This is a genomic window from Pseudomonas frederiksbergensis (assembly GCF_003732275.1).
Taxonomy (GTDB): Bacteria; Pseudomonadota; Gammaproteobacteria; order Pseudomonadales; family Pseudomonadaceae; genus Aquipseudomonas; species Aquipseudomonas frederiksbergensis_H.
In genome coordinates this window covers 398,146-422,978 of record NZ_MOBM01000039.1, presented here as the reverse complement: position 1 = coordinate 422,978, position 24,833 = coordinate 398,146, and the positions used below count along the sequence as shown (strand labels likewise).

The window sequence follows — 24,833 nt, the reverse complement described above, 5'->3', positions numbered from 1 at the left end:
GCCACGCCGACCATCGTCGAGCTGGCCAATGGCGGCAACGATGAAATGCGCGTGTCGGTGGTCAACCCCAGTCACACTTTCATGGCCGCCAATATCGAGCGCCTGACCTTCACCGGCAGTGGCGCGTACACCGGTTGGGGCAACGCCAGCGACAACATCATCACCGGCAACTCGGGCAACGACACGCTGTACGGTGGCGCGGGTGCCGACCAGTTCATCGGCGGTGCCGGTTATGACACGGCAGGTTATACCGATAGCACCGTGGCAGTGACCATCAACCTGAAGACCGGCATGCACTCCGGGATCGGGGCGGGTGATACTTTCACCGACATCGAAGCGATCAAGGGGTCGAACTACAACGATACCTTTGTCGGCGATGGTCGAGGCACGGACTTCGACGGCGGGGTCGGTACCGATACGGTCGACTACTCGACGTCGGCCGCTGCGGTGAACGTTGATATCCGTCTGGGTACGGGCCTGGCCGGCACCGGTGGCGATGCCGAAGGCAGCACCCTGACCAACATCGAAAGAGTCATCGGTTCGGCGTTCAACGACAGCTTCACCGTGGCACTGGGCGGAATGGCATTCGAAGGCGGTGCCGGGGACGATATCTACTACATCAACACCAGTGCCACGCCGACCATCGTCGAGCTGGCCAATGGCGGCAACGATGAAATGCGCGTGTCGGTGGTCAACCCCAGTCACACTTTCATGGCCGCCAATATCGAGCGCCTGACCTTCACCGGCAGTGGCGCGTACACCGGTTGGGGCAACGCCAGCGACAACATCATCACCGGCAACTCGGGCAACGACACGCTGTACGGTGGCGCGGGTGCCGACCAGTTCATCGGCGGTGCCGGTTATGACACGGCAGGTTATACCGACAGCACCGTGGCAGTGACCGTCAACCTGAAGACCGGCGTGAACTCCGGGATCGGGGCGGGTGATACTTTCACCGACATCGAAGCGATCAAGGGGTCGAACTACAACGACACCTTTGTCGGCGATGGTCGAGGCACGGACTTCGACGGCGGGGTCGGTACCGATACGGTCGACTACTCGACGTCGGCCGCTGCGGTGAACGTTGATATCCGTCTGGGTACGGGCCTGGCCGGCACCGGTGGCGATGCCGAAGGTAGCACCCTGACCAACATCGAAAAAGTCATCGGTTCGGCGTTCAACGACAGCTTCACCGTTGCCTTGGGTGGGATAGCATTCGAAGGCGGTGCCGGGGACGATATCTATTACATCAACACCAGCGCCACGCCGACCATCGTCGAGCTGGCCGATGGCGGCAACGATGAAATGCGCGTGTCGGCGGTCAACCCCAGTCACACTTTCATGGCCGCCAATATCGAGCGCCTGACCTTCACCGGCAGTGGCGCGTACACCGGTTGGGGCAACGCCAGCGACAACATCATCACCGGCAACTCGGGCAACGACACGCTGTACGGTGGCGCGGGTGCCGACCAGTTCATCGGCGGTGCCGGTTATGACACGGCAGGTTATACCGACAGCACCGTGGCAGTGACCATCAACCTGAAGACCGGCATGCACTCCGGGATCGGGGCGGGTGATACTTTCACCGACATCGAAGCGATCAAGGGGTCGAACTACAACGATACCTTTGTCGGCGATGGTCGAGGCACGGACTTCGACGGCGGGGTCGGTACCGATACGGTCGACTACTCGACGTCGGCCGCTGCGGTGAACGTTGATATCCGTCTGGGTACGGGCCTGGCCGGCACTGGTGGCGATGCCGAAGGTAGCACCCTGACCAACATCGAAAAAGTCATCGGTTCGGCGTTCAACGACAGCTTCACCGTGGCACTGGGCGGAATGGCATTCGAAGGCGGTGCCGGGGACGATATCTATTACATCAACACCAGCGCCACGCCGACCATCGTCGAGCTGGCCAATGGCGGCAACGATGAAATGCGCGTGTCGGCGGTCAACCCCAGTCACACTTTCATGGCCGCCAATATCGAGCGCCTGACCTTCACCGGCAGTGGCGCGTACACCGGTTGGGGCAACGCCAGCGACAACATCATCACCGGCAACTCGGGCAACGACACGCTGTACGGTGGCGCGGGTGCCGACCAGTTCATCGGCGGTGCCGGTTATGACACGGCAGGTTATACCGACAGCACCGTGGCAGTGACCATCAACCTGAAGACCGGCGTGAACTCCGGGATCGGGGCGGGTGATACTTTCACCGACATCGAAGCGATCAAGGGGTCGAACTACAACGACACCTTTGTCGGCGATGGTCGAGGCACGGACTTCGACGGCGGGGTCGGTACCGATACGGTCGACTACTCGACGTCGGCCGCTGCGGTGAACGTTGATATCCGTCTGGGTACGGGCCTGGCCGGCACCGGTGGCGATGCCGAAGGCAGCACCCTGACCAACATCGAAAGAGTCATCGGTTCGGCGTTCAACGACAGCTTCACCGTGGCACTGGGCGGAATGGCATTCGAAGGCGGTGCCGGGGACGATATCTACTACATCAACACCAGTGCCACGCCGACCATCGTCGAGCTGGCCGATGGCGGCAACGATGAAATGCGCGTGTCGGCGGTCAACCCCAGTCACACTTTCATGGCCACCAACATCGAGCGCCTGACCTTCACCGGCAGTGGCGCGTACACCGGTTGGGGCAACGCCAGCGACAACATCATCACCGGCGGTTCTGGCAACGACACGCTGTACGGTGGCGCGGGTGCCGACCAGTTCATCGGCGGTGCCGGTTATGACACGGCAGGTTATACCGACAGCACCGTGGCAGTGACCGTCAACCTGAAGACCGGCGTGAACTCCGGGATCGGGGCGGGCGACACCTTCACCGACATCGAAGCGATCAAGGGGTCGAGCTACAACGACATTTTCTATGGTGGTACCACCGCCATGGGCCTGGACGGTGCCGTTGGGCAGGATCTGGTCAGTTACGAGCTTTCGGACGCAGCGGTGACCATCGACCTGACCACCAATGCCAACGCCGGTGATGCCGAGGGCGACACTTTCACCAACATCGAGTTCTTTCAGGGCAGCAACTTTGATGACACGTTGTCGGGTTCGCGGTTCGGTGACGTCTTTATCGGTGGTGCAGGTGCGGATGTGATTGACGGCCGCGACGGTCAGGACAGCGCCATGTACATCACCAGTGCCAGCGCCGTGAACATCAACCTGTTGACTGGCGTCAATCAGGGTGGCGATGCGCAAGGTGATGTATTGAGCAACATCGAGCGCGTAGTGGGCAGTCACTTCAATGACACGCTGACCGGTGATGCCAACGTCAACTACCTTGAAGGCGGGTTGGGTAACGACGTCATCTATGGTGGCGACGGCAACGATTACCTCTACGGCGGGCTGGTGTCCCAGATCGGGCCATTCACCCTTGATGGTGTGATCAATGGGCCGCAGGCTGACACCTTGTATGGCGGCAATGGCAACGACACCATTGTCACCGCTGGCAACGACGAGGGCAGCCAGGCCTATGGTGAAGCTGGGGGCGACGTCATCACGGTGGTTCACGGCATGGCCGACGGTGGTGACGGCAACGATCTGCTGACCGGCACGGGCTCGGGCTTTTCGCTATTTGGTGGGGCTGGCGATGACAAGCTGGTTCTGCAAGCCAGTGGCTCGGCCTTTGGTGGCGAGGGTGACGATACCTACAACGTCGACACCTCGGCATTGGTGACGATCCAGGACAATGGTGTCAGCGGCTCCGACAAAATAGTGCTGTCGTACATCAGTAGTGCCGAACTGCTGGTTGATCGAGTCGGTAATGACCTCTACCTGCACAGATCGAGTGTTAGTCCAGGAGAGGTTCCGCAGGAAGGTGTACAGCTCAAGGACTGGTTTGCCGGTTCCGATACCATCGAGCAAATCCAGACGGCGGATGGCCAGCTCTTCAACTTGCCGGCCAATGGCGATGCATTTGCCATGTTCGGCTGATACCTGAATCAGACACCTCCTCTCCTGCAACGGGATTGAAGGTGTCCGCTTTACGCTTGGGGGCGAACCCGGTCTGTATGATCCGGCTTCGTCCCTTTTTTGTGCCTTCTATTTGGACTCATGAGCTGGCGCGTTTCCTGCAAGTCCCCCTCATATCGCCATAAAACGAGCGCTGCGGCCGGTTTGCCAGCGCCTGACACGGCAGAGCGTTTTAGCCAGACAGCCCGCAAAAGCCTGAAATAGCTTGGCCGAGCTCTGTGAAGAACAAGAGGGGAGACGATGAAGGCAGTAATTCTGGCGGGTGGCCTGGGCACGCGCATCAGCGAAGAGTCGCACCTCAAGCCCAAGCCGATGATCGAGATCGGCGGCAAGCCAATTCTTTGGCACATCATGAAACAGTACTCCGCCCACGGAATTCATGACTTCGTGATTTGCCTTGGCTACAAGGGCTATGCGATCAAGGACTTCTTCGCCAATTACTTCCTGCACACTTCCGACGTCACCTTCGACATGCGCAACAACCGCATGGACGTGCATCAGAACTACAGCGAGCCGTGGAGCGTCACGCTCATCGACACCGGCGAGGAAACCATGACCGGTGGCCGCTTGCTGCGCGCCGGCCGTTACCTCAAGGATGAAGACGCCTTCTGCTTTACCTACGGCGACGGCGTCTCCGATATCAATATCCGTCAACTGGTGGACTACCACAGCGCCCACGGTCGTCTGGCGACCGTCACTGCCGTACAACCGCCGGGCCGTTACGGTGCCCTGGAGCGTCACGGCGATCAGGTGCTCGGTTTCACCGAGAAACCTCGTGGCGATGGTGGCTGGATCAATGGCGGCTTCTTTGTGCTGTCGCCGAAAGTGCTGCCGTACATCGGCGGTGATGACACCACTTGGGAAGCCGAGCCCTTGACCCGTCTGGCCCAAGATGAACAGTTGAAGGCCTTCGAGCACGAAGGCTTCTGGCACCCGATGGACACCCTGCGCGACAAAAACCACCTAGAAGCACTGTGGCAGAGCGGGGAGGCCCCATGGAAGCAATGGGCCTGAGTCCGGAGTTCTGGCGCGGCAAACGGGTTCTGCTGACCGGTCACACCGGTTTCAAGGGCAGCTGGCTGACGTTGTGGCTGCAAAGCCTCGGTGCCGAGGTCAGCGGTTTTGCCCTCGACCCGTCGACCGGGCCGAATCTGTTCGAACTGGCGCGGGTACACGAGGGCATCAACGATCAGCGCGGCGACCTGCGTGACCTCGGCGCCTTGCTGGAACTGATCGCCGAAACCCAGCCGGAAATCGTCCTGCACTTGGCGGCCCAGCCGCTGGTGCGCGAAGGCTATCGCGATCCGCTTGGCACCTATTCCAGTAACGTCATGGGCACGCTCAACCTGCTCGAAGCGATCCGCCAGGTCGGTGGCGTGCGCGCCTGCGTGCTGGTGACCACTGACAAGGTCTACGCCAACAAGGAATGGCTGTGGCCGTACCGCGAAGACGAAGCCCTCGGCGGTCATGACCCTTACAGCAGCAGCAAGGCTTGCTGTGAATTGTTGGCGCAGTCTTATGCCGCGTCGTTTTTCCCGGCTGACAAGTACGCCGAACACGGCCTGGCGTTGGCCACCGCGCGCGCCGGTAACGTGCTGGGCGGCGGTGACTTCGCACCTGAACGCTTGATTCCTGACGTGCTCAAGGCCTGGTCCGCAGACGAGCCCGTGACCCTGCGCTACCCGCAAGCCGTGCGCCCGTGGCAACACGCGCTGGAGCCGCTGGCCGGTTATCTGCAATTGGCCGCAGGCCTCTATGAGCAAGGCCCGGCGTTTTCCGGCGCGTGGAACTTCGGCCCGAGCGAAGCAGACATGTGCAGCGTCGGCGAAGTGGTCGAGCTGCTCGCCAGCCGCTGGCCGCAAGCACGCGGCTTGCGCATCGAACCGAGTGATTTGCACGAGGCCGGCCTGTTGCGCCTGGACAGCAGTCGCGCCCGTCAACTGTTGGCCTGGCAACCGCGCTGGTCGTTGCAGCAGTGCCTGACCCAGACCCTCGATTGGCACTTGGCGTGGCAGAACGGCGATGACATGCGTGAAGTCACCCTGGGCCAGTTGAACCTGTACCGAGGCGCGCTGTGAGCGAATTTCTGTTGAAAGCCTTGCCGCTGGCCGGTCTGTTCAGCGTGCAGCACAAACGCTTCGAGGATGATCGCGGGCACTTCGCGAGGCTGTTCTGCGAAGGCAGCCTGAGCGCCTTCGGCCAGCCGTTTCATATTCGCCAGATCAACCATTCCTGCACCCGTGAGCGGGGCAGTGTGCGAGGCCTGCATTACCAGAACGCCAATGCGCCGGAAGCCAAGTTGATCACCTGCCTGCGCGGCGAGGTCTGGGATGTGGCAGTGGATTTGCGGCTCGACTCCGAGACCTTCCTGTCTTGGCACGCCGAGCACCTGAAGGCCGGGGACGGCCGCAGCTTGCTGATTCCGGCCGGGTTCGCCCACGGCTTCCAGACCCTCACCAATGACGCCGAATTGCTCTATCTGCACAGCGCCGATTACACGCCTGGGCATGAGGGTGGGTTGTCGGTGAACGATCCACGGCTGGCCATTGCCTGGCCGTTGCCTGTCAATAATCTGTCGGCGCGGGATTCCAGCCATCCCTTGCTCGATGAACACTTCGCTGGAGTGCGTCTATGAACTGCCGTGGTTGCGGTACTCCTCTGGCCTTGCCGCTGATTGATCTCGGCACCTCGCCGCCATCCAACGCCTACGTGCGCGCCGATCAGCTGGAGCAAGCCGAGCAATGGGTGCCGCTGAAGGTCGCGGTGTGCCAGCAATGCTGGCTGGTGCAGACTGAGGATTACACCCGCGCCGACAGCCTGTTCGACGCCGAGTACGCCTATTTCAGCTCATTCTCCAGCACCTGGCTGGCCCATGCCGAGCGCTATGTGGCAGAGATGGTCGAGCGCTTCGGCCTGACCGGCGACAGCCGTGTGGTGGAAATCGCCGCCAATGACGGTTACTTGCTGCAGTACGTGGCCGGTCGCGGCATCCCATGCCTGGGCGTTGAACCGACCCGCAGCACCGCGCAAGCGGCGCGGGAAAAAGGCCTGCAGATTCGCGAACTGTTCTTCGGTCGCGACACCGCTGCGCAACTGCACAGCGAAGGCTGGGCCGCTGACCTGATGGCTGCCAATAACGTGTTGGCCCATGTGCCGGATATCAATGATTTCCTCGGCGGATTCGCAAGCTTGCTCAAACCGACCGGTGTGGCGACGTTCGAGTTCCCGCAACTGTTGTCGCTGATGGCGGGGAAGCAGTTCGACACGCTGTATCACGAGCACTATTCCTATTTGTCCCTGACCGCCGTGCAGACCTTGTGCGAGCGCAATGGCCTGGAGGTGTTCGACGTCAGCCAGCTGACGACCCACGGCGGATCGCTGCGGGTGTTCGTGCAGCGCAAGGACGGTGAACGCCGCGCCGTACAAGCGACCGTGCAGCAACAGTTGCAGGCCGAACTGGACGCCGGGGTGAAGACGCCCGAGTACTACGCGACCCTGACGCCAGCAGCTGAACGTATCAAGCACGAACTGCTGCGCTTCCTGTTGCAGGCCAAGGCCGATGGCAAGCGCGTGGTCGGTTATGGCGCGGCGGCCAAGGGCAACACGTTGCTCAATTATGCGGGGGTCAAACCTGACCTGTTGGCCTGGGTTGCCGACGCCAATCCGCACAAGCAGGGCAAGTATTTGCCGGGCAGTCGCATTCCGATCGTTTCGCCGGCGCAGATCGATCTGGAGAAACCGGATTACGTGCTGGTTCTGCCGTGGAATTTGCTGCACGAAGTCAGTCAGCAATTGGCACAAGTACGGCAGTGGGATGGCCGTTTCGTAATCGCCGTGCCTGAGTTGACCGTCCTGTGAAGGTACTCGTGACCGGTGCCACCGGGTTCGTCGGCTGCCATTTGGTCGAAGCTTTGCTCGCCCGTGGCTGCGAAGTCCGGGCCGTGGCGCGTAACGCCGAAGCCGCTGCGAGTTTGCCGTGGATCAAAGCTGTGGAGTTCATCGCGGCGGATATTCACGCCGACGATCTGAACATCGCAGCGCTGACCGAGGACATCGACGCCCTGGCGCATCTGGCGTGGCCGGGTTTGCCAAACTATCAGGCGCTGTTTCACTTCGAGCACAACCTGATGGCCGATTACCGGTTCATCAAGGGCGTGGTCGAGGCGGGCGTGTCGCAAGTGCTGGTCACCGGCACCTGTTTCGAATACGGCCTGCAGAGCGGGCCGCTCAGCGAGCAGACCGAGGCGCGGCCGGGTAACCCTTACGGGCTGGCCAAGAACACCTTGCGTCTGTTCCTCGAAAACCTGCAGCGCCAACAGCCATTCACCCTGCAATGGGCGCGGCTGTTTTACCTGCATGGAGAAGGGCAGAACCCCAACAGTTTGCTGGCAGCACTGGACCGGGCAATCGAGGCCGGGGACGACAGCTTCAACATGTCGGCCGGCGAGCAGTTGCGCGATTACCTGGCGATCGACACGGCCGCCGGTTACCTCGCCGCAATCCTGCACCAGCGCGATTTTGACGGCGTGATCAATTGTTCCAGCGGCCGGCCGATATCGGTCAGAGCACTGGTCGAACAATGGCTGCGTGAACGTGGCGCGTCGATCCGTTTGAACCTGGGCCATTACCCATACCCGACCCATGAGCCGATGGCGTTCTGGGGCGTGGCGGACCGCTTGCAACTGCTACTGGGAGCAAAGCATGAGGCATGAGTTGTATCGGGTCGCCGACCTGCCGGTGTTGCAGAACCGTACCTTTGCCGACCCGGAGTCGGCCAGGGCTTCGGCCAGCGCCGACATGGTGTTGGTGCAGGACGAGACGAGCGGGCTGATCTTCAATCAGGCCTTCGATGCCGACAAGCTCAGCTACGACGCCGACTATCAGAACGAGCAGGCGCACTCCGTCCAGTTCCAGAAGCACCTGAGCGATGTCGAAGGGATCATTGCCCGACACTTCAAGGGGCAGGAACTGATCGAAGTCGGCTGCGGCAAGGGGTATTTTCTAGAGCTGCTCAAAGGCCTGGGTTACTCGATCACCGGCATCGATCCGGCTTACGAGGGCGACAATGCCGACGTGATCGCGGCTCCGTTCACCCGTGGCCTCGGTCTTGCGGCGGACGCCATCGTATTGCGCCATGTGCTGGAGCATATTCAGGATCCGGTGAGCTTCCTTGCCGAAATCGCCGAGGCCAATCAGGGCGGGCAGATCTACATCGAAGTGCCATGCCTGGACTGGATTCTCGAGCACCGTGCCTGGTTCGACCTGTTCTATGAGCACGTCAATTATTTCCGCCTCGATGACCTGCGCCGGATGTTCGGCACGGTGCATGAGGCCGGTCACCTGTTCGGTGGCCAATACCTGTACATCGTCGCCGACCTGTCGACGTTGCGCCTGACCCCGGAACAGTCGGTGCCGCGCCTGACGCTGCCCGAAGGTTTCACCACCAGCCTCGACCGCGCCGTGCAGATCATCCAGGCCGCACCCGCGCAGGGTTCGGCGATCTGGGGGGCGTCGTCCAAAGGCGTGATTTATTCGCTGTTCCTGCAACGGGCGGGCGTGGCGGTGGATCGCGTGGTGGATATCAATCCGGCCAAACAGGGCCGATATCTGCCCCTGAGCGGCGTGCGGGTGTCCTCGCCGCAAGAGGCCATGGATGCCTTGCCCGAAGGTGCCAACCTGTTTGTGATGAACTCCAATTACCTCGAAGAAATCAAGCGGATGACCGGTGGACGCTACGTCTATCACGCCGTCGACAGCGCTTCGTTCCAGTGACCATTGAGCATTTTGAAATGACCGACAACAGCATCAACAAAGCCTTCGAAGCCGAATGCCGGGAACAGATCGCCCAGCAAGGTGACGACCAGAAACTCACCGGCCTGGCCCAAGAGTTCTTCAACGAATCGGCGAAGCACAAATACAGCTACCACTTCTCGTGGATGGGGCGTCCGATCATCCAGTTGCCGCAAGACATGATGGCCATGCAAGAGATCATCTGGCAGGTCAAACCGGATCTGGTCATCGAGTGCGGCATCGCCCATGGCGGTTCGATCATCTACTACGCATCGTTGCTGGAGCTGCAAGGCCACGGTGAAGTGCTGGGCATCGACCTCGACATCCGTGCGCACAACCGTGAAGCCATCGAAAGCCACCCGATGAGCAAACGCATTTCGATGATCGAAGGTTCGAGCATTGATCCGGTGATCGCCGCACAAGTGTGCGCCGCGGCCGAAGGCAAGAAAGTCATTCTGGTGCTGGACTCCAACCACACCCACGATCACGTGCTCGAAGAGCTGCGTCTGTACGCGCCACTGGTCTCGGTGGACAGCTACTGCGTGGTGATGGACACCGTGGTCGAAGACATGCCGGCCGACTTTTTCCCGGATCGTCCATGGGGACCGGGCGACAACCCGAAAACCGCGGTGTGGAAATACCTGGAAGAAAACAAAGACTTCGAAATCGATCGGCAATTGCAAAACAAGCTGCTGATCACCGTAGCGCCGGACGGTTATCTGCGTCGCGTTCGTTAATCAAAAACAGCTTCAGGTACTTGGCGATCGGCCGGTTGTGGGGATAGGAAAATGCAGGTTCAAAGCAGCACTCAAACCAACGTGACACCGCTGAACGAGCTGTTCACGGTGGTGGTTATCACCCACAACCGCAGGGCGTTCCTGCGACGCGCCTTGCAGTACTACAGCCGTTACTCCGCCAAGGTGCTGGTACTGGATTCGTCCGTGCAGGGCGACGAACGCATCGCGGACGATTTTCCGTCGGTCGACTATCGCCATTTGCCGCAATTCACCTATACGGGTTTTCAGCAAAAGCTTGCATATGGCGCCAGCCAGGTCACCACGCCTTACATGGTGCTGGCCGCTGACGATGACTTCCTGCTGCACGATGCATTGACCGAGTCGGTGAACTTCCTCGAGGCCAACCCCGATTACGGCATGTGCCACGGCTACTGCCTGATGTACCTGACGCACTCCAACTATGTGCAGTACTACCGTCGCGACAAGAAGGTGAAAGAGGATTACAGCGCCGAGCGCGCACAGGATCGTGTGCTCGACTACATGGGCCAGTACATTCCGCCGTTCTATGCGGTGCACCGCACTTCGCTGTTGCAGGACTGGTACGCGGCCATGCCGGAGGGCACGATTTTCGAGTGGCAGGAAATCGGCCATGTGTATTACATGCTCGCGCGGGCCAAGGCGCGGATTCTGCCAATGCCTTATGTGGTGCGGGAGGTCAACTACGGCCGTTCGGATCACAATACCGAGATCATTCACGTCCTGAGTTTCAAAGACGCCCGCTCCGTCGCCGAACGTGAGCGCTTTGCCGGTTTCCTCGCCACGCTGCCGACCGACATCAGTGGCCTGGACCAGGCGCAGACCGCCGAGTTCGCCCTGCAAAGTTTCCAGGCGCTGGCCGACAGCCTGGCCACGCGCAATGCATTGACGATCGAGCCGATCTTCGAGTCCTACTGGAAAGATCCCACCATCGGCCCGAAACGCGCATTCGGCACTCAGCAATATGTTGAGATGCCGTTCTACAACCAGGCGTTTTTTGATCAGCTGACCGAGTGCGAATTCCTGCTCCATGCGATGCCGGCCGGACGCTTGCAGCTGGAAGAAATGGAAGGTGCATTACTTCAGCAGCATACGTTGCAGCGCACCTATTCCAATGACACGGCCGAGACCATCCAGACCCGTTTGCTGCATGCCGTGCAGTTGGGCGCATTCAACCGTCAGGTCGTGCAAAAACTGGCGCAGCAGCTGCTGGACATGGGCGAGAGCGCCGATGCGAAAATATTGACGGACTGGATTGCCCGCCTCGGCAGCCTACCGACCTACGACAGCCGTCAGTTGCTGGACAGCATGCCCTCCGGCCGGCTGTTGAACTGGTTACAGGCACGCCAGCCGAACGACACCGCGGTTCGGAAAATCAATCAGCACCTGGCGGCCAACGAAGGTGGACCTCAGTTCGGCATTCTGTTGCTGGACCTTGAAGCCGACATGGACAAGTTGCAGGTCACCTTCGACAGTCTGATGGAAAGCGCTTTCCGCGCCTTCAAGGTGGTGGTCTTCACCACCGGTGATTTGCCTGACGTCACCACCGAACAAAATACCGTGCATTTTGTAAAGGTCAGCGCAAGTAACTACGTCGATAGACTGAACCAGATTGCCCAGCGCTCGACTTCGGACTGGCTGCTGCTGGCCGAGGCCGGTGACGAATTCACGGCTGCGGGCTTGCTGCGCGCAAGCCTTGAATTGCAGAACGCCGAAGGTTGCCATGCGGTGGCGATGGATGAGATTCATCGCCGTAGTAATGGCACATTGACCGAGGTTTTCCGTCCGGCCTTCAACCTCGACCTTCTGCAAAGTCTGCCGACGTTGACCGCCCGGCATTGGCTGATCCGACGCGAGGTGCTGGTGGATGTCGGTGGATATGCCCGCGAGTTCAGCGATGCACTGGAATTCGACCTGCTGCTGCGCCTGATCGAAGCTGGCGGGCTGGCGGGGCTGGCGCATTTGGCCGAGCCACTGCTCATCACCCCGGCGGTGGAGTTGGCGCCGAACGAGCACCAACGACAAACGCTGGTACGCCACCTGGCAACCCGTGGTTATCAGGCGCAGGTCAGTGCCGAAGCGTTCGGTGGCTTGCGGGTCGACTACCGCCACGCGCAGCGTCCGAAGGTGTCGATTATCGTGCGCAGCGAAGACTGTCAGGAGCAATTGCAGCGCTGCCTGGTGAGCGTATTGCAGCGCACGCGCTATCAGAACAACGAAATTATCATCGCCGACAATCACAGTCAGTCCGCCGATCTGCTGACGTGGCTCGACAGCATGGAGCAAAACGGCCGCGGGCGGATTCGCCTGATCAAGAACGAGCAGCGCGTGAGCCCGTCAGCACTGCTCAACCAGGCCGCCCTGCGGGCGCAAGGTGAGTACCTGATACTGCTCGCGGCGGACGCCGAGGTGGTCAATGCCAATTGGATCGAAACCTTGCTCAACCAGGCTCAGCGTCCTGAGGTGGGTGTGGTGGGTGCCAAGCTGGTTGATCGCGAGGGCAGCGTGACCGGCGCGGGTTTGATTCTGGGGCTGGGAGACGGCGTGGCATCTGCGTTCGTCGGCGAGAAAAAAGACGCACCGGGTCATATGCATCGACTGTTGGTCGAGCAGAATTATTCGGCGGTTTCCGACGCTTGTCTGATGGTACGCAAAGAGGTGTTCGACGCACTGGGCGGGCTGGATGAAGAGCATTTCGAGCAAGCGTATGCCGATGTCGACTTGTGCCTGAAAGTCGCCGATGCCGGGTTGCTGACCGTATGGACGCCGCAAGTGCAAATCGTCCATCCCGGCACTTTGCCGGATCACTCGCAGGCGGCAGCTGCCCTGCGTGACAAGTGGAACGCCCGCTTCGAACAGGATTCAGCCTGCAACCAGAACCTGGCCTTGACCGGCAAGGGCTTTACTCTCGGCGAACCGACCAGCGTGAACTGGGCGCAGTTGCTCGCATAAGCCTGGCTGACAGGTAAAAGGACTCAAGGCATGTTCAACGGTAAATCGATTTTCATCTCCGGCGGCACCGGCTCGTTCGGGCGCAATTTCATCCGCCGGCTGCTGGAGCAATACCAGCCCAAGCGCGTGGTGGTATTTTCCCGCGATGAGCTCAAGCAGTACGAGATGCAGCAGACGTTCAACGCACCGTGCATGCGGTACTTCATCGGTGATGTGCGCGATGCCGAGCGTTTGCGTCAGGCCATGCGCGGCATCGATTACGTGGTGCATGCAGCAGCCTTGAAACAAGTGCCGGCGGCGGAATACAACCCCACCGAATGCATCCGCACCAACGTCAATGGCGCGGAAAACATCATTGCAGCGGCCATCGACAACGGCGTGAAAAAAGTTGTCGCGCTGTCTACCGACAAGGCCGCCAGCCCGATCAACCTGTACGGTGCGACCAAGCTGCTGTCGGACAAACTGTTCGTGGCCGCCAACAACATTGCCGGTGAACAGCAGACTCGCTTTGCCGTGGTGCGCTATGGCAACGTCGCTGGCTCGCGTGGATCGGTAGTGCCGTTCTTCAGCAAACTGATTGCCGAGGGGGCCAAAGAACTGCCGATCACCGACGAGCGCATGACGCGGTTCTGGATCACCCTCGATCACGGTGTGAAGTTTGTGCTCGACAGCTTCGCTCGCATGCACGGCGGTGAAGTGTTTGTGCCGAAGATCCCGTCGATTCGCATCGTCGATCTGGCGCAGGGCATGGCTGAACATTTGTCGCACAAAAACGTCGGCATTCGTCCGGGGGAAAAACTCCATGAACTGATGGTGCCGCTGGACGACGCGCGCATGACCCTGGAGTTCGATGATCACTACACCATTCAGCCTTCGATTCGTTTCACCAGCGTCGACGTGGATTTTGCCGTGGACAAACTGGGCGAGCAGGGCCGGCCGGTGAGCGAAGATTTCGAGTACCGCTCCGACACCAACCCGCATTTCCTGTCGATAGGTCAGATCGCTGATCTGCACGCGGAGCTGTCGGCATGATTCCCTACGGTCGGCAAAGCCTCGATCAGGCCGACATCGACGCGGTGATTGCCGTGTTGCAGTCCGACTGGCTGACGCAAGGGCCGACCATCGAGCGTTTCGAACAGGCCATGGCTGAGCGTTGCCAGGCCGATTTCGCGGTGGCGGTGTGTAACGCCACGGCGGCATTGCACATTGCCTGCCTCGCCGCCGGCCTCGGGCCAGGCGATCGCTTGTGGACCACGCCGAACACCTTTCTGGCCTCGGCCAACTGCGGGCGTTACTGCGGCGCCGAGGTCGATTTCGTCGACATCGATCCGCTGACCTGGAACCTCGACGCCTGCACCTTGGCGTCGAAGCTTGAGATCGCCGAGCGCGACGGCAAACTGCCGAAAGTGCTGGTGGCGGTGGCGTTCTCCGGGCAGAGCTGCGATATGCGCATGATCGCCGAACTGGCCGAGCGCTATGGTTTTACGGTGATCGAGGACGCTTCCCACGCGGTCGGCGCATCCTATGCCGGGCGTCCGGTGGGGTGTGGTGAATTCGCGGCGATGACGGTGTTCAGTTTCCACCCGGTGAAGATCATCACCAGCGCCGAAGGCGGCATGGTCCTGACCAATCGCCCGGAACTGGCCGAGCGCTTGCAGCGCCTGCGCAGCCACGGCATGACCCGTGACCCTGCGCAGATGACCGAACCCAGCCACGGCCCCTGGTACTACCAGCAAGTGGAACTGGGCTTCAATTACCGCATCACCGACCTGCAAGCGGCCCTCGGTCTGTCGCAGCTCAACAAGCTCGATGGTTTCATCGAGCGTCGGCGTGAGCTGGCGGCGCGTTATGAGCGGTTGCTGGCGTACTTGCCGCTGACCTTGCCCAGCGCGCAGCCCGAGGCCGAGTCGGCGTGGCATCTGTACGTGGTGCGCTTGCAGCCGGAGCGGATCACCCTCAGCCATCGACAGGTGTTTGAAGGCTTGCGAGCGGCAGGGGTGGGTGTGAACTTGCACTATATTCCGCTGCACTTGCAGCCGTATTATCGCGACCTGGGTTTTGCCGAGGGGGATTTCCCCCAGGCCGAACGTTATTACGCCGAGGCCATCAGCCTGCCGCTGTTTCCTCTGCTGAGCGATGAACAACAGGATTATGTGGTCGAGCAATTGCGACGACTGATCCTTGAGGAGTAGTGACTCTTGAGCTGCGTTGCGATCATTCCGGCCCGTGGTGGCAGCAAGCGAATACCGCGCAAGAACCTCAAGCCGTTCGACGGCGTGCCGATGATCGTCCGTTCGATTCGCTCGGCGCTGGAGTCGAACCTGTTCGACCAGGTGATCGTCAGCACCGACGATGAAGAGATCGCCGAGGTCGCACGGGCCAATGGGGCTCAAGTGCCGTTCATGCGGCCCGCGGCGCTTGCCGACGATTTCACCGGGACTGCAGCGGTGATTGTGCATACCTTGAAGCAATTGCCAGCGTTCGACTATGCGTGCTGCATCTACGCGACGGCGCCGTTGTTGCAAGCGCGTTATCTGCGTCAGGGGCATGAGTTGCTGGTGCAGCACCCGGACAAATCTTTCGCGTTTTCAGTCGCCGGTTTTGGCTTCCCGGTGCAACGGGCCTTGACCCTCGACGAGCAGGGCGCCTTGACCTCGCTCTACCCGGAATTTCGCGAGACCCGTTCCCAGGACTTGGCCGAGGCCTTTCAAGATGCCGGCCAGTTCTACTGGGGACGCAGCGAGGCCTGGTTGCGTGGCGATGTGCTGTTCTCGCCGGCAAGCCTGCCGGTGATTCTGCCGCGGCATCTGGTGCAGGACATCGACACGTTTGAGGATTGGCAACGCGCCGAATACCTCTACGCCGCCTTGAAGGCGGGAGGTGAGTTGCAATGAGAGTGCTGATCCGCGCGGATGCATCACCGACCATTGGCAGCGGCCATATCGCCCGTTGTCTGACCCTGGCCAGGGTATTGCGCAAGCAGGGCACGCATGTTGCCTTCGCGTGTCGTCAGTTGCCGGGACATCGGCTGGACAGTCTGCAGTCTGAGGATTTCGAGACTTTCGCGCTGCCGGAGCGCTATCCCGATGAAGACCCGCAGCAGGCCATCGAGTCGATGCTGCCGTGGCAGGCGGACATCGCTGCGCTGGGGCAAGCCTTGGAAAGTCATCCAGCTTTCGACTGGATCATCGTCGACCACTATGGTCTCGATCACCATTGGCAGACCGCGGCCCGCCGCTGGGCTTCGCGTATCGCGGCGGTGGACGATTTGGCCACTCGGCAATACAGCGTCGATCTGCTGCTCAATCAAAATCTGTCGGGCACGCCAGAGGCTTATGCCTCACTGCTGACGCCCGATTGCCAGACTTTACTCGGTCCACGTTTTGCCCTGCTGCGCGATGAATTCTGTTGCCCGGCGATCGAGATCAAACCTCGGGCCAGGCGAGTGCTGGTGAACTTCGGCGGTTTCGATGCGGCCATGCAGACCCACCACGCGATGTTGGCACTGGCGGACTTCCATGAGCTGGAAGTCGATTTCGTGGCAGGTGCCGACAATCCAGCCTGGGAACAGATGCAGAGTCTGGTGGACTATCGCCCGAACTGGCGCCTGCACAGTTTTGTCGGCGATTTCTACCAGCTGATGACCGAGGCCGATCTGTTTATCGGTGCCGGTGGCGGTACCAGCTGGGAGCGGGCGGCCATGGGGCTGCCGACGATCTGCATTGCCGTCTCGAATAATCAGCAGGCCAACGGCGAGGTCATGGCGACCTCGGGTGCTCATGTGTTCCTGGGCAACCGTGAGCGAGTCAGCGTCGAGCAGTTGCATCAGACCATCGGTTTTGTGGTGGGCAATCAGGGGATTCGTCAGAGTCTGGCCGAACGCTCGCGGCAATTGGTCGATGGCCGTGGCGCGCAGCGGGTGGCGGCAGCGCTGGCGGGAGCGGTGTTGCAGGTTCGTCAGGCCACTCAGGACGATGCGCAACTGTTGTTCGACGGGCGCAATGCCGAAGCGGTTCGGCGCTGGTCGCTGGACACCCACATCATCGACTGGCAACGGCATCAGGCCTGGCTGGCCGCGAGCCTGAGCAATTCTCGGCGGCTGCTGTTGATCGCCGAGGCGGATGATGGCCCGGTCGGTGTGCTGCGTTATGACCTCGACGATGCGCGAGCCGAAGTCTCGATTTATCTGATCGAAGGCCGATTCGGCCTGGGCTGGGGCAGGGCGTTGCTGGCGCGGGGCGAAGCCTTCGTCACCGTTCATTGGCCGCGACTGGAAGCCATCACCGCTCAGGTGCTGCCGGCCAACCAAGCGTCGCTGAAAGTTTTCCGCGAGGCAGGTTTCACTCAGAGTGCTTGTGCGTTTACACGTGTTTTAAAGGATCACCCATGACCAGTTTCAAGATCGGCAACCGCACCGTCGGGGCCGATGCGCCGCCGTTCATCATTGCCGAGATGAGCGGCAACCATAACCAGTCACTGGACGTGGCGCTGCAAATTGTCGAAGCCGCGGCCAAGGCCGGCGCGCATGCCTTGAAGCTGCAAACCTATACAGCCGAGACCATGACGCTGGACCTGTGCGAAGGCGAGTTCTTCATCAAGGACCCCAACAGCCTGTGGGCCGGTTCTTCGCTGTACGCGCTGTACGAGAAGGCCCATACGCCGTGGGAATGGCACGCACCGATTTTCGCCCGGGCCAAAGAGCTGGGCATGCTGGCCTTCTCCACACCGTTCGATGACACTGCGGTGGACTTCCTCGAAAGCCTGGATGTGCCGGCCTACAAGATCGCCAGTTTCGAGAACACCGATCTGCCGTTGATCCGGCGGGTCGCTGCCACCGGCAAGCCGCTGATCATTTCCACCGGCATGGCCAGCATCGCCGAGCTCGATGAAACCGTGCGCGCCGCCCGTGAGGCCGGTTGCAAGAACCTGGTGTTGCTCAAGTGCACCAGCACTTACCCGGCGACGCCAGCCAACAGTAATGTGCGCACCATCCCTCATCTGCGGGAGCTGTTTGGCTGTGAAGTCGGTTTGTCCGATCATTCGATGGGGGTGGGAGTGTCCGTTGCCGCGGTAGCGCTGGGGGCGACGGTGGTGGAAAAACATTTCACCCTAGACCGTGCCGCCGGTGGGGTGGACGCCAGTTTCTCCCTGGAACCCGCTGAACTCGCGAGTCTGGTGATCGAAACCGAACGGGCCTGGCAGGCGATGGGCCAGGTGCATTACGGCGTGACCGAGGCCGAGCGCAAGTCTCTGGTATACCGTCGTTCGCTGTACGTCACTCAGGACATGGCCGCCGGGGAACCTTTCACCGTCGCCAATCTACGGGCCATCCGTCCTGGCCTGGGGCTTGCCCCCAAACACGCTGAAACCCTTCTGGGGCGCCGCGCCCGCCAGGCCATCAAGCGCGGAACGCCGCTGGACTGGCCACTGGTCGAATAACGCCTTGGGGGGCTGATTCGGCAAAATAGCGTGACCTGCGAGTCATAACGCGCATCTTCACTGTATTGTATAAAAAGGGGGAGATGGCGCCTGGACTGTTTTTAGCCCAGTGTTGGCCTTTTATTCTTCCCGCTGTCACCCTTTGAGGGCGACGTTATTCGTTGTTTGTCGGCGCCCCTCGAATCCTTGCGAGCGGTGGTATTGGGCTGTTTATTATTGGGAAGCCGTAATGATTGGCATAAAGAGCATTGCGAGCTACGTTCCTGTAGCCGGCGTGGACAATTACGCACAAGGTGCAAAATTCGAAAAGGATGAAGAGTTCATCCTGGGCAAGATCGGTTCGGCCTTTCTGCCGCGCAAAGATGCCGGTCAGGAAACCTCGGACCTGTGTGTCGAAGCAGTCAACGCGCTGTTCGCCAACAATCCCGAATTGAAGCGTGAAGCCATCGACGTGCTGATCGTCGTTACTCAGAACGGCGACGAAGAAGGCCTGCCCCACACCGCCGCCATCGTTCAGGACAAACTGGGCCTGCCGACGACCGTGGCAGCGTTCGATATTTCCTTGGGCTGTTCCGGTTACGTCTACGGCATCTACGCCATCAAGGGTTTCATGGAAGCCGCAGGCCTGAAGAATGGCTTGCTGGTGACTGCCGATCCGTACTCCAAGATCGTCGACCCGGAAGACCGTAACACCACCATGCTCTTTGGCGATGCCGCCACTGCCACCTGGATGGGCGAAGACGCGCCATGGCAGTTGGGCAAGGCCAAGTTCGGCACCGACGGTTCCGGCGCGCCGCACCTGAAGGTTTCCGACGGGGTGTTTTTCATGAACGGCCGTCAGGTCTTCAACTTCGCGCTGCTCAAAGTGCCGGCGCATTTGCATGAACTGCTCGCTGACTCGGGCCTGACGGCTGACGATATCGATGCCTTCTGCATTCACCAGGGCAGTGCGGCGATTGTCGATGCCGTGGCACGACGCTTCGAGGGCGAGCCCGAGAAGTTCATCAAGGACATGGTCGAAACCGGTAATACCGTGTCGTCGAGCATTCCGTTGCTGCTGGAAAAACATGTACTCGATTCCAAGTGGAAGCGTGTGGCACTCAGCGGTTTCGGTGTTGGTTTGTCTTGGGGTTCGGCGATCATCTATCGTCCTTGATCTTCTAAAAGCCAGGCACAAAAAAAGCGTTCAAGGTGTAACCTTGAGCGCTATTTTTTTGCCCGAATCACAGCGAGGCGCCATGAGCGAGTTTTTTCAACCCAATGCCGAACTCATCCAGCGTCGCTGGCCGGCCGTGGCTGAGCGTCTGCTGGTTGAAGATCCGGGCCCGTTGCAGGCTGATCTGGTGGAAGGGCTTGGCTCGACCCTGAGCATCAACGGCATTCAGCTGACCAGTCGCCATGACCGCACCCGCGAAGCGCAGCTTCAGGCCGAAAGCTTGCCGGTCGACAGTCCGGTGTTGCACGTTTACGGCACAGGGTTGGGTGATCTGCAATTGGAACTGCTGCAGCGTTCCGAGCTGATTCAGTTGCATGTACATATCCTCAACGGCGCTGTGTTTGCGCTGGTCTTGCAATTGCTTGATCAGCAGCCGTGGCTCAGCGATTCGCGTGTCCAGTTGCACTACGCCGGTGATCTGGCTGAAATTTGTTTGCCTTTTTTTGCCCTGCCTTCGGAGCTGGTGCTGGCCGATGATTACAATGCCAGGATCCGCGACCGCTTGATCAGCGAAACCCACCTTGGGTTCAACAACCGTGAGTTCAATCCGGACAATCCGGAAATAGCGTCGCGCTTGCTGGAAAGTGTCGAACAGATCCGCGTCGATAGTGACGCCGCACAATTGTTCGCAACACAGGCTGGCCGGCCGATGTTCGTCATCGCCACCGGGCCGAGCCTGGAACAGCACTTCGTGACCTTGCGATCAATTCGCGGCCAGACCCCGCGCCCACTGTTCGTTTGTGTCGATACCGCTTACCAGCCGCTGATCGAGCACGGCATCAAGCCGGATGTGGTCGTCACGATTGATCAGCGTATTTCGCTGCGCCATCTGCCACCCGAAGACAGCGCCAATACCACGCTGGTTTACATGCCGCTGGTGGACCCTGTCGTGCTGCAGGCCTGGCAAGGCAAACGCTATGTGGCCTACTCGGCAAGCCCGGTTTTCCGGGATCTGCGCGAGCAGCTCCCACGGGCAGGGCTGTTTGCAGGCGGTAGCGTGATTCATCCGGCGGTGGACCTGGCGGTGAAAATGGGGGCCGGTCAGATCACGCTGTTCGGGGCTGACTTCGCGTTCCCCAACAACAAGACCCATGCTGGCTGGGGTGACGGCGACCTCGGCCCCCAATTGGGCGCGGCTCGCCATTGGGTGCTGGACGGGAATGGGCAGCGGGTCAAGACTCAGCTCAATTTCCGCAGCTACCTGTGTGAGCTGGAGCGCTATATCGCTGCGCATCCGCACGTCGTCTTCTACAACAGCAGTCGAGCCGGGGCCATGATTGCCGGCACGACATTTCATCCGGAGTTCAGTCGATGAGCGAAGTGCTACTCGTTGATCAGGCCCGGCAATGTTCCGCGTTGTTTCGCTTGGGAAGGGATGTCGAGGCGGCGTTGGTCATGGTCGAGGTAGCGGAGCGGGTGCAGTCGCGGGTCGGCGGGGCAGGCAGCCAGATCGCGGCCCGGTGGATGGCATTGCTGACAGGCATGCTGGATAGCCAGGAGCGACAGGACTGGCTGGCGCTGGCAGACTACCTTGAATACGAACTGGTCGATTTGCTGATGGCTGTCAATTCCGCGTAATGCCGTGACAGATCAGCAGGAGCGGGCTGTAAGAAAGGGTTGTGGCAGTTCTCTGGCGTCATTTTTTGGTGGTTGGATCGTCGCTAAGCCTCGGTTTTACAGGGGGTGGCAGGGTGATGGCAAAAAATTTTCAAAATCCCCTAAAGCAACCTGCGTTGGCGACGATAACTATTACGAAGGTTCTCTAGGCCATCCGGGCGGTTGCCAGGGCCGGAAGCCGCAGTACCCAACCAACGAGGAATTCGTCATGGCTTTAACAGTAAACACCAACACTACTTCCCTGAGTGTTCAGAAGAACCTGAACAAGGCCTCCGACGCTCTGTCGACTTCGATGACCCGCCTGTCCTCCGGCCTGAAAATCAACAGCGCCAAAGACGACGCCGCCGGCCTGCAGATCGCTACCCGTATGACTTCGCAGATCCGTGGCCAGACCATGGCTATCAAAAACGCCAACGACGGTGTTTCGATCGCTCAGACCGCTGAAGGCGCTCTGCAAGAGTCGACCAACATTCTGCAGCGTATGCGTGAAATCTCGCTGCAATCGCGTAACGACTCCAACGGCACTGCTGACCGTACCGCTCTGGACAAAGAATACCAACAGTCGATCGCTGAGCTGACCCGTATCGCTCAGTCGACCAACCTGAACGGCAAAGCGCTGATCGACGGTACTGCTGGTTCGATGGAATTCCAGGTAGGTTCGAACACCACTTCCGACAACCAGATCACTCTGACCCTGTCGACCAGCTTCGACGCCAGCGCCCTGGGCATGACCGGTACTGCCATTTCCGGCACTTCCAACGGTGTTAACCACACCAACGTTGATGCCTCTATCTCGGCTATCGACGCTGCTCTGGCAAACATCAACGCCACTCGCGCTGACCTGGGTGCTGCTCAAAACCGTTTCTCGACCACCATCTCCAACCTGCAAAACATCAACGAAAACGCCAGTGCTGCACTGAGCCGCGTACAAGATACCGACTTCGCTGCTGAAACTGCACAGCTGACCAAGCAACAAACTCTGCAACAAGCTTCCACCGCAGTTCTGGCCCAGGCCAACCAACTGCCATCTGCTGTACTGAAACTGCTTCAGTAATAGTTGATGAGTTTTGGCGGGGGAGTGCGCTTGTCGCACTCTCTCGCTTTTTACTTTAAGAGGTGATGGACATGGATATGAGCGTGAAGCTGAACTTGTCTTATCCAGCTGCGAAGCCGGCGACGACTGTTGCTGACAAGTCGGTGGAGAAGCCTCGAACCGATGCCCTTGTGGTGGCGCCGGTCAAGGATGAACAAAAGAAAGACGCGGTATCCGAGCAGGACAAACTCAAGATGGCCGTTCAGGAAATTGAAAAGTTCGTTCAGTCGGTCAAGCGCAATCTGGAGTTCTCGATTGACGAGCCTTCAGGCAAAGTAGTTGTCAAGGTTATCGCCAGTGACTCGGGTGAGGTGGTTCGCCAGATCCCCAATGAAGAAGTCCTGAAACTGGCCAATAGTTTGAATGATGCAAGCAGCTTGTTGTTCAGCGCGAAAGTCTGACAGCTGGCATGAATATTGTTGCTATGTTCTTTTGGACGTTGTAGTGGTCAAAAGACCGGCGACACACTGAAGGGAGATATGCATGGCAAGTCCAATTCTACCGGGCACGGGTTTAGGCTCTGGCCTTGATACCGGTGCTATTGTCAAAGCCTTGGTCAATGCCGACAAAGCAGCCAAGCAGAACCAGATCGACCGTCAGACGACTACCAACACTGCGCAGATTTCCGGTATTGGTACTCTCAAAAGTGTCCTGGCGAACTTCCAGGCTGCAATCAAGAAGCTGCAAGATACGCAGGCTCCGCAATTCCTGGGCTACAACGCCACCTCCGCTGACGCGAAAGTATTGACCGCTGTGGCCAGCAACACGGCCGTGAACGGCACTTACGTGGTCAAGGTCACTAACCTTGCGACCTCGTCCAAAGTAGCCACCGCAGCGTTTGCCGGCGGTACCAGCAGTGCCATTCCAAGCGGCACGCTCAATATCACGCAAAACGGCGTTTCCAGTTCTGTCACCATTCCGGCGGGCGCGACATTGCAGTCGGTTCGGGATGCGATAAACACCCAGCAGGGCGCCAACGGCTTCAGCGCCAACATCGTGACCGACTCGTTTGGCTCGCGTCTGGTGATGGGGTCCACGGCGACCGGTGCCGGCTCCGATATCACCCTCAGCGGTATCGCGGGTCTGGAAATCAATGCCGGCCAGCAAATGGGTACAACACCGACAGCTACTTCGGCGGGTGCCATCGGCGATTTCGCGGTGGACGCCAACTTCACCGTGGACGGGCTCGCGCTGACCAGCAAAAGCAACAAGGTTGACGCGGCCGTTTCCGGCTTGACCCTGAATCTGGTCGCCGGTGCTGGTGCAACCACGACGGTGACGGTCGGCCCTAACAGTGATGGCCTGAAAAAATCCATTCAAGCTTTCGTTGATGCTTATAACCAGGTAGTGACCAGTGTTAATGCGCTGACCAAGCCTTCCCTGGATGACGATGGCAAGCCGACCGTTGCTGCTGCACTGACCGGTGACCCGTTGGCGCGCGGTATCATGGCATCGATTCGTTCGCCGTTAGTCACTACCGGCGCGGGTGACAAGCTTACTGTCCTGTCGCAATTGGGTATCACCACCAATCAGAAGACCGGTGCACTGGATTTCGATAGCACCAAGTTCACGACCGCGATGGATACCCAAAAGCTCGGTGGTGAGGTTCAGAAGTTGTTCCTGGGTGATCCGACGGCCACTGGCGATGCCGCCAAGGGCCTGTTGACGCGCATGAACGATGCAATCACCCCTTACACGGTCACAGGCAGTGAGGGTATCCTCGACACCCGCTCGACCAACCTGGCCAAGGCCAAGTCGAATCTGGCCAACCAGCAGGCAGCCCTGGATCGCCGTATCGAGACGCTGACTGCTGTGCTGACCAAGAAGTACAACGACATGGATTCTCTGGTTGGCAAACTCAAGGCAACTGCCAGCAACATCACCTCGATGTTCGAGGCGATGAACGCGCAGAAAAACGCCTCGTAACACATAAACGCCAAAAGCCCGGCAGCGATTC

20 protein-coding genes are annotated in these 24,833 nt (G+C 59.8%); all 20 read left to right on the top strand.

What is annotated here, in order from left to right; translation table 11 throughout:
• A partial coding sequence (locus BK662_RS34955) for a beta strand repeat-containing protein (protein ID WP_259695962.1) occupies window positions 1–3,957 on the top strand: 3,957 nt, incomplete at its 5' end.
• Window positions 3,958–4,236: 279 nt separating this feature from the next.
• Window positions 4,237–5,010, top strand: coding sequence for a glucose-1-phosphate cytidylyltransferase (gene rfbF / locus BK662_RS28005; protein ID WP_123360240.1), 774 nt, complete (start codon window positions 4,237–4,239; stop codon window positions 5,008–5,010).
• On the top strand, window positions 4,992–6,074 hold the full coding sequence (gene rfbG, locus BK662_RS28000; protein ID WP_123360239.1) for a CDP-glucose 4,6-dehydratase: 1,083 nt from the start codon (window positions 4,992–4,994) through the stop codon (window positions 6,072–6,074). Before rfbF ends, rfbG begins: the two co-directional genes overlap by 19 nt.
• Entirely contained in the window at window positions 6,071–6,631 is a 561-nt protein-coding gene (locus tag BK662_RS27995; RefSeq protein ID WP_123360238.1) for a dTDP-4-dehydrorhamnose 3,5-epimerase family protein, read from the top strand. The genes rfbG and BK662_RS27995 overlap by 4 nt, the downstream gene beginning before the upstream one ends.
• On the top strand, window positions 6,628–7,854 hold the full coding sequence (locus BK662_RS27990) for a class I SAM-dependent methyltransferase (protein WP_123360237.1): 1,227 nt from the start codon (window positions 6,628–6,630) through the stop codon (window positions 7,852–7,854). Before BK662_RS27995 ends, BK662_RS27990 begins: the two co-directional genes overlap by 4 nt.
• Complete coding sequence (locus tag BK662_RS27985) at window positions 7,851–8,708, top strand: NAD-dependent epimerase/dehydratase family protein (protein ID WP_123360236.1); 858 nt, start codon at window positions 7,851–7,853, stop codon at window positions 8,706–8,708. Before BK662_RS27990 ends, BK662_RS27985 begins: the two co-directional genes overlap by 4 nt.
• Entirely contained in the window at window positions 8,698–9,768 is a 1,071-nt protein-coding gene (locus tag BK662_RS27980) for a class I SAM-dependent methyltransferase (protein ID WP_123360235.1), read from the top strand. Before BK662_RS27985 ends, BK662_RS27980 begins: the two co-directional genes overlap by 11 nt.
• A gap of 17 nt (window positions 9,769–9,785) precedes the next feature.
• On the top strand, window positions 9,786–10,523 hold the full coding sequence (locus BK662_RS27975) for a cephalosporin hydroxylase family protein (RefSeq protein WP_123360234.1): 738 nt from the start codon (window positions 9,786–9,788) through the stop codon (window positions 10,521–10,523).
• A gap of 51 nt (window positions 10,524–10,574) precedes the next feature.
• Window positions 10,575–13,511 (top strand): TIGR00180 family glycosyltransferase, encoded by a 2,937-nt coding sequence (locus tag BK662_RS27970; RefSeq protein WP_123360233.1) that lies wholly within the window; start codon window positions 10,575–10,577, stop codon window positions 13,509–13,511.
• A 30-nt stretch (window positions 13,512–13,541) separates the two neighbouring features.
• Window positions 13,542–14,543 (top strand): UDP-N-acetylglucosamine 4,6-dehydratase (inverting), encoded by a 1,002-nt coding sequence (gene pseB / locus BK662_RS27965; RefSeq protein WP_123360232.1) that lies wholly within the window; start codon window positions 13,542–13,544, stop codon window positions 14,541–14,543.
• Window positions 14,540–15,703, top strand: coding sequence for a UDP-4-amino-4,6-dideoxy-N-acetyl-beta-L-altrosamine transaminase (pseC, locus tag BK662_RS27960; RefSeq protein ID WP_123360231.1), 1,164 nt, complete (start codon window positions 14,540–14,542; stop codon window positions 15,701–15,703). Before pseB ends, pseC begins: the two co-directional genes overlap by 4 nt.
• 6 nt (window positions 15,704–15,709) lie before the next feature.
• Window positions 15,710–16,405, top strand: coding sequence for a pseudaminic acid cytidylyltransferase (gene pseF, locus BK662_RS27955; RefSeq protein ID WP_123360230.1), 696 nt, complete (start codon window positions 15,710–15,712; stop codon window positions 16,403–16,405).
• The gene (gene pseG, locus BK662_RS27950; protein ID WP_123360229.1) at window positions 16,402–17,901 is read left to right on the top strand and encodes a UDP-2,4-diacetamido-2,4,6-trideoxy-beta-L-altropyranose hydrolase; all 1,500 of its coding nucleotides are present in this window, start codon (window positions 16,402–16,404) and stop codon (window positions 17,899–17,901) included. Before pseF ends, pseG begins: the two co-directional genes overlap by 4 nt.
• On the top strand, window positions 17,898–18,950 hold the full coding sequence (pseI, locus tag BK662_RS27945; protein WP_123360228.1) for a pseudaminic acid synthase: 1,053 nt from the start codon (window positions 17,898–17,900) through the stop codon (window positions 18,948–18,950). The genes pseG and pseI overlap by 4 nt, the downstream gene beginning before the upstream one ends.
• A gap of 229 nt (window positions 18,951–19,179) precedes the next feature.
• On the top strand, window positions 19,180–20,106 hold the full coding sequence (locus tag BK662_RS27940; RefSeq protein ID WP_007894181.1) for a ketoacyl-ACP synthase III: 927 nt from the start codon (window positions 19,180–19,182) through the stop codon (window positions 20,104–20,106).
• Window positions 20,107–20,188: 82 nt separating this feature from the next.
• Window positions 20,189–21,481 carry a motility associated factor glycosyltransferase family protein gene (locus tag BK662_RS27935; RefSeq protein ID WP_123360227.1) on the top strand — a complete coding sequence of 431 codons (1,293 nt, stop codon included), beginning with the start codon at window positions 20,189–20,191 and terminating at the stop codon, window positions 21,479–21,481.
• Window positions 21,478–21,744 carry a hypothetical protein gene (locus BK662_RS27930; RefSeq protein WP_123360226.1) on the top strand — a complete coding sequence of 89 codons (267 nt, stop codon included), beginning with the start codon at window positions 21,478–21,480 and terminating at the stop codon, window positions 21,742–21,744. The genes BK662_RS27935 and BK662_RS27930 overlap by 4 nt, the downstream gene beginning before the upstream one ends.
• 247 nt (window positions 21,745–21,991) lie before the next feature.
• Window positions 21,992–22,837: a flagellin domain-containing protein gene (locus BK662_RS27925; RefSeq protein ID WP_123360225.1), complete on the top strand. Its 846-nt coding sequence runs from the start codon at window positions 21,992–21,994 to the stop codon at window positions 22,835–22,837.
• A gap of 71 nt (window positions 22,838–22,908) precedes the next feature.
• Complete coding sequence (locus BK662_RS27920; protein ID WP_123360224.1) at window positions 22,909–23,277, top strand: flagellar protein FlaG; 369 nt, start codon at window positions 22,909–22,911, stop codon at window positions 23,275–23,277.
• Between the two features lie 82 nt (window positions 23,278–23,359).
• Window positions 23,360–24,802 carry a flagellar filament capping protein FliD gene (fliD, locus tag BK662_RS27915; RefSeq protein WP_123360223.1) on the top strand — a complete coding sequence of 481 codons (1,443 nt, stop codon included), beginning with the start codon at window positions 23,360–23,362 and terminating at the stop codon, window positions 24,800–24,802.
• Window positions 24,803–24,833: the final 31 nt, after the last annotated feature.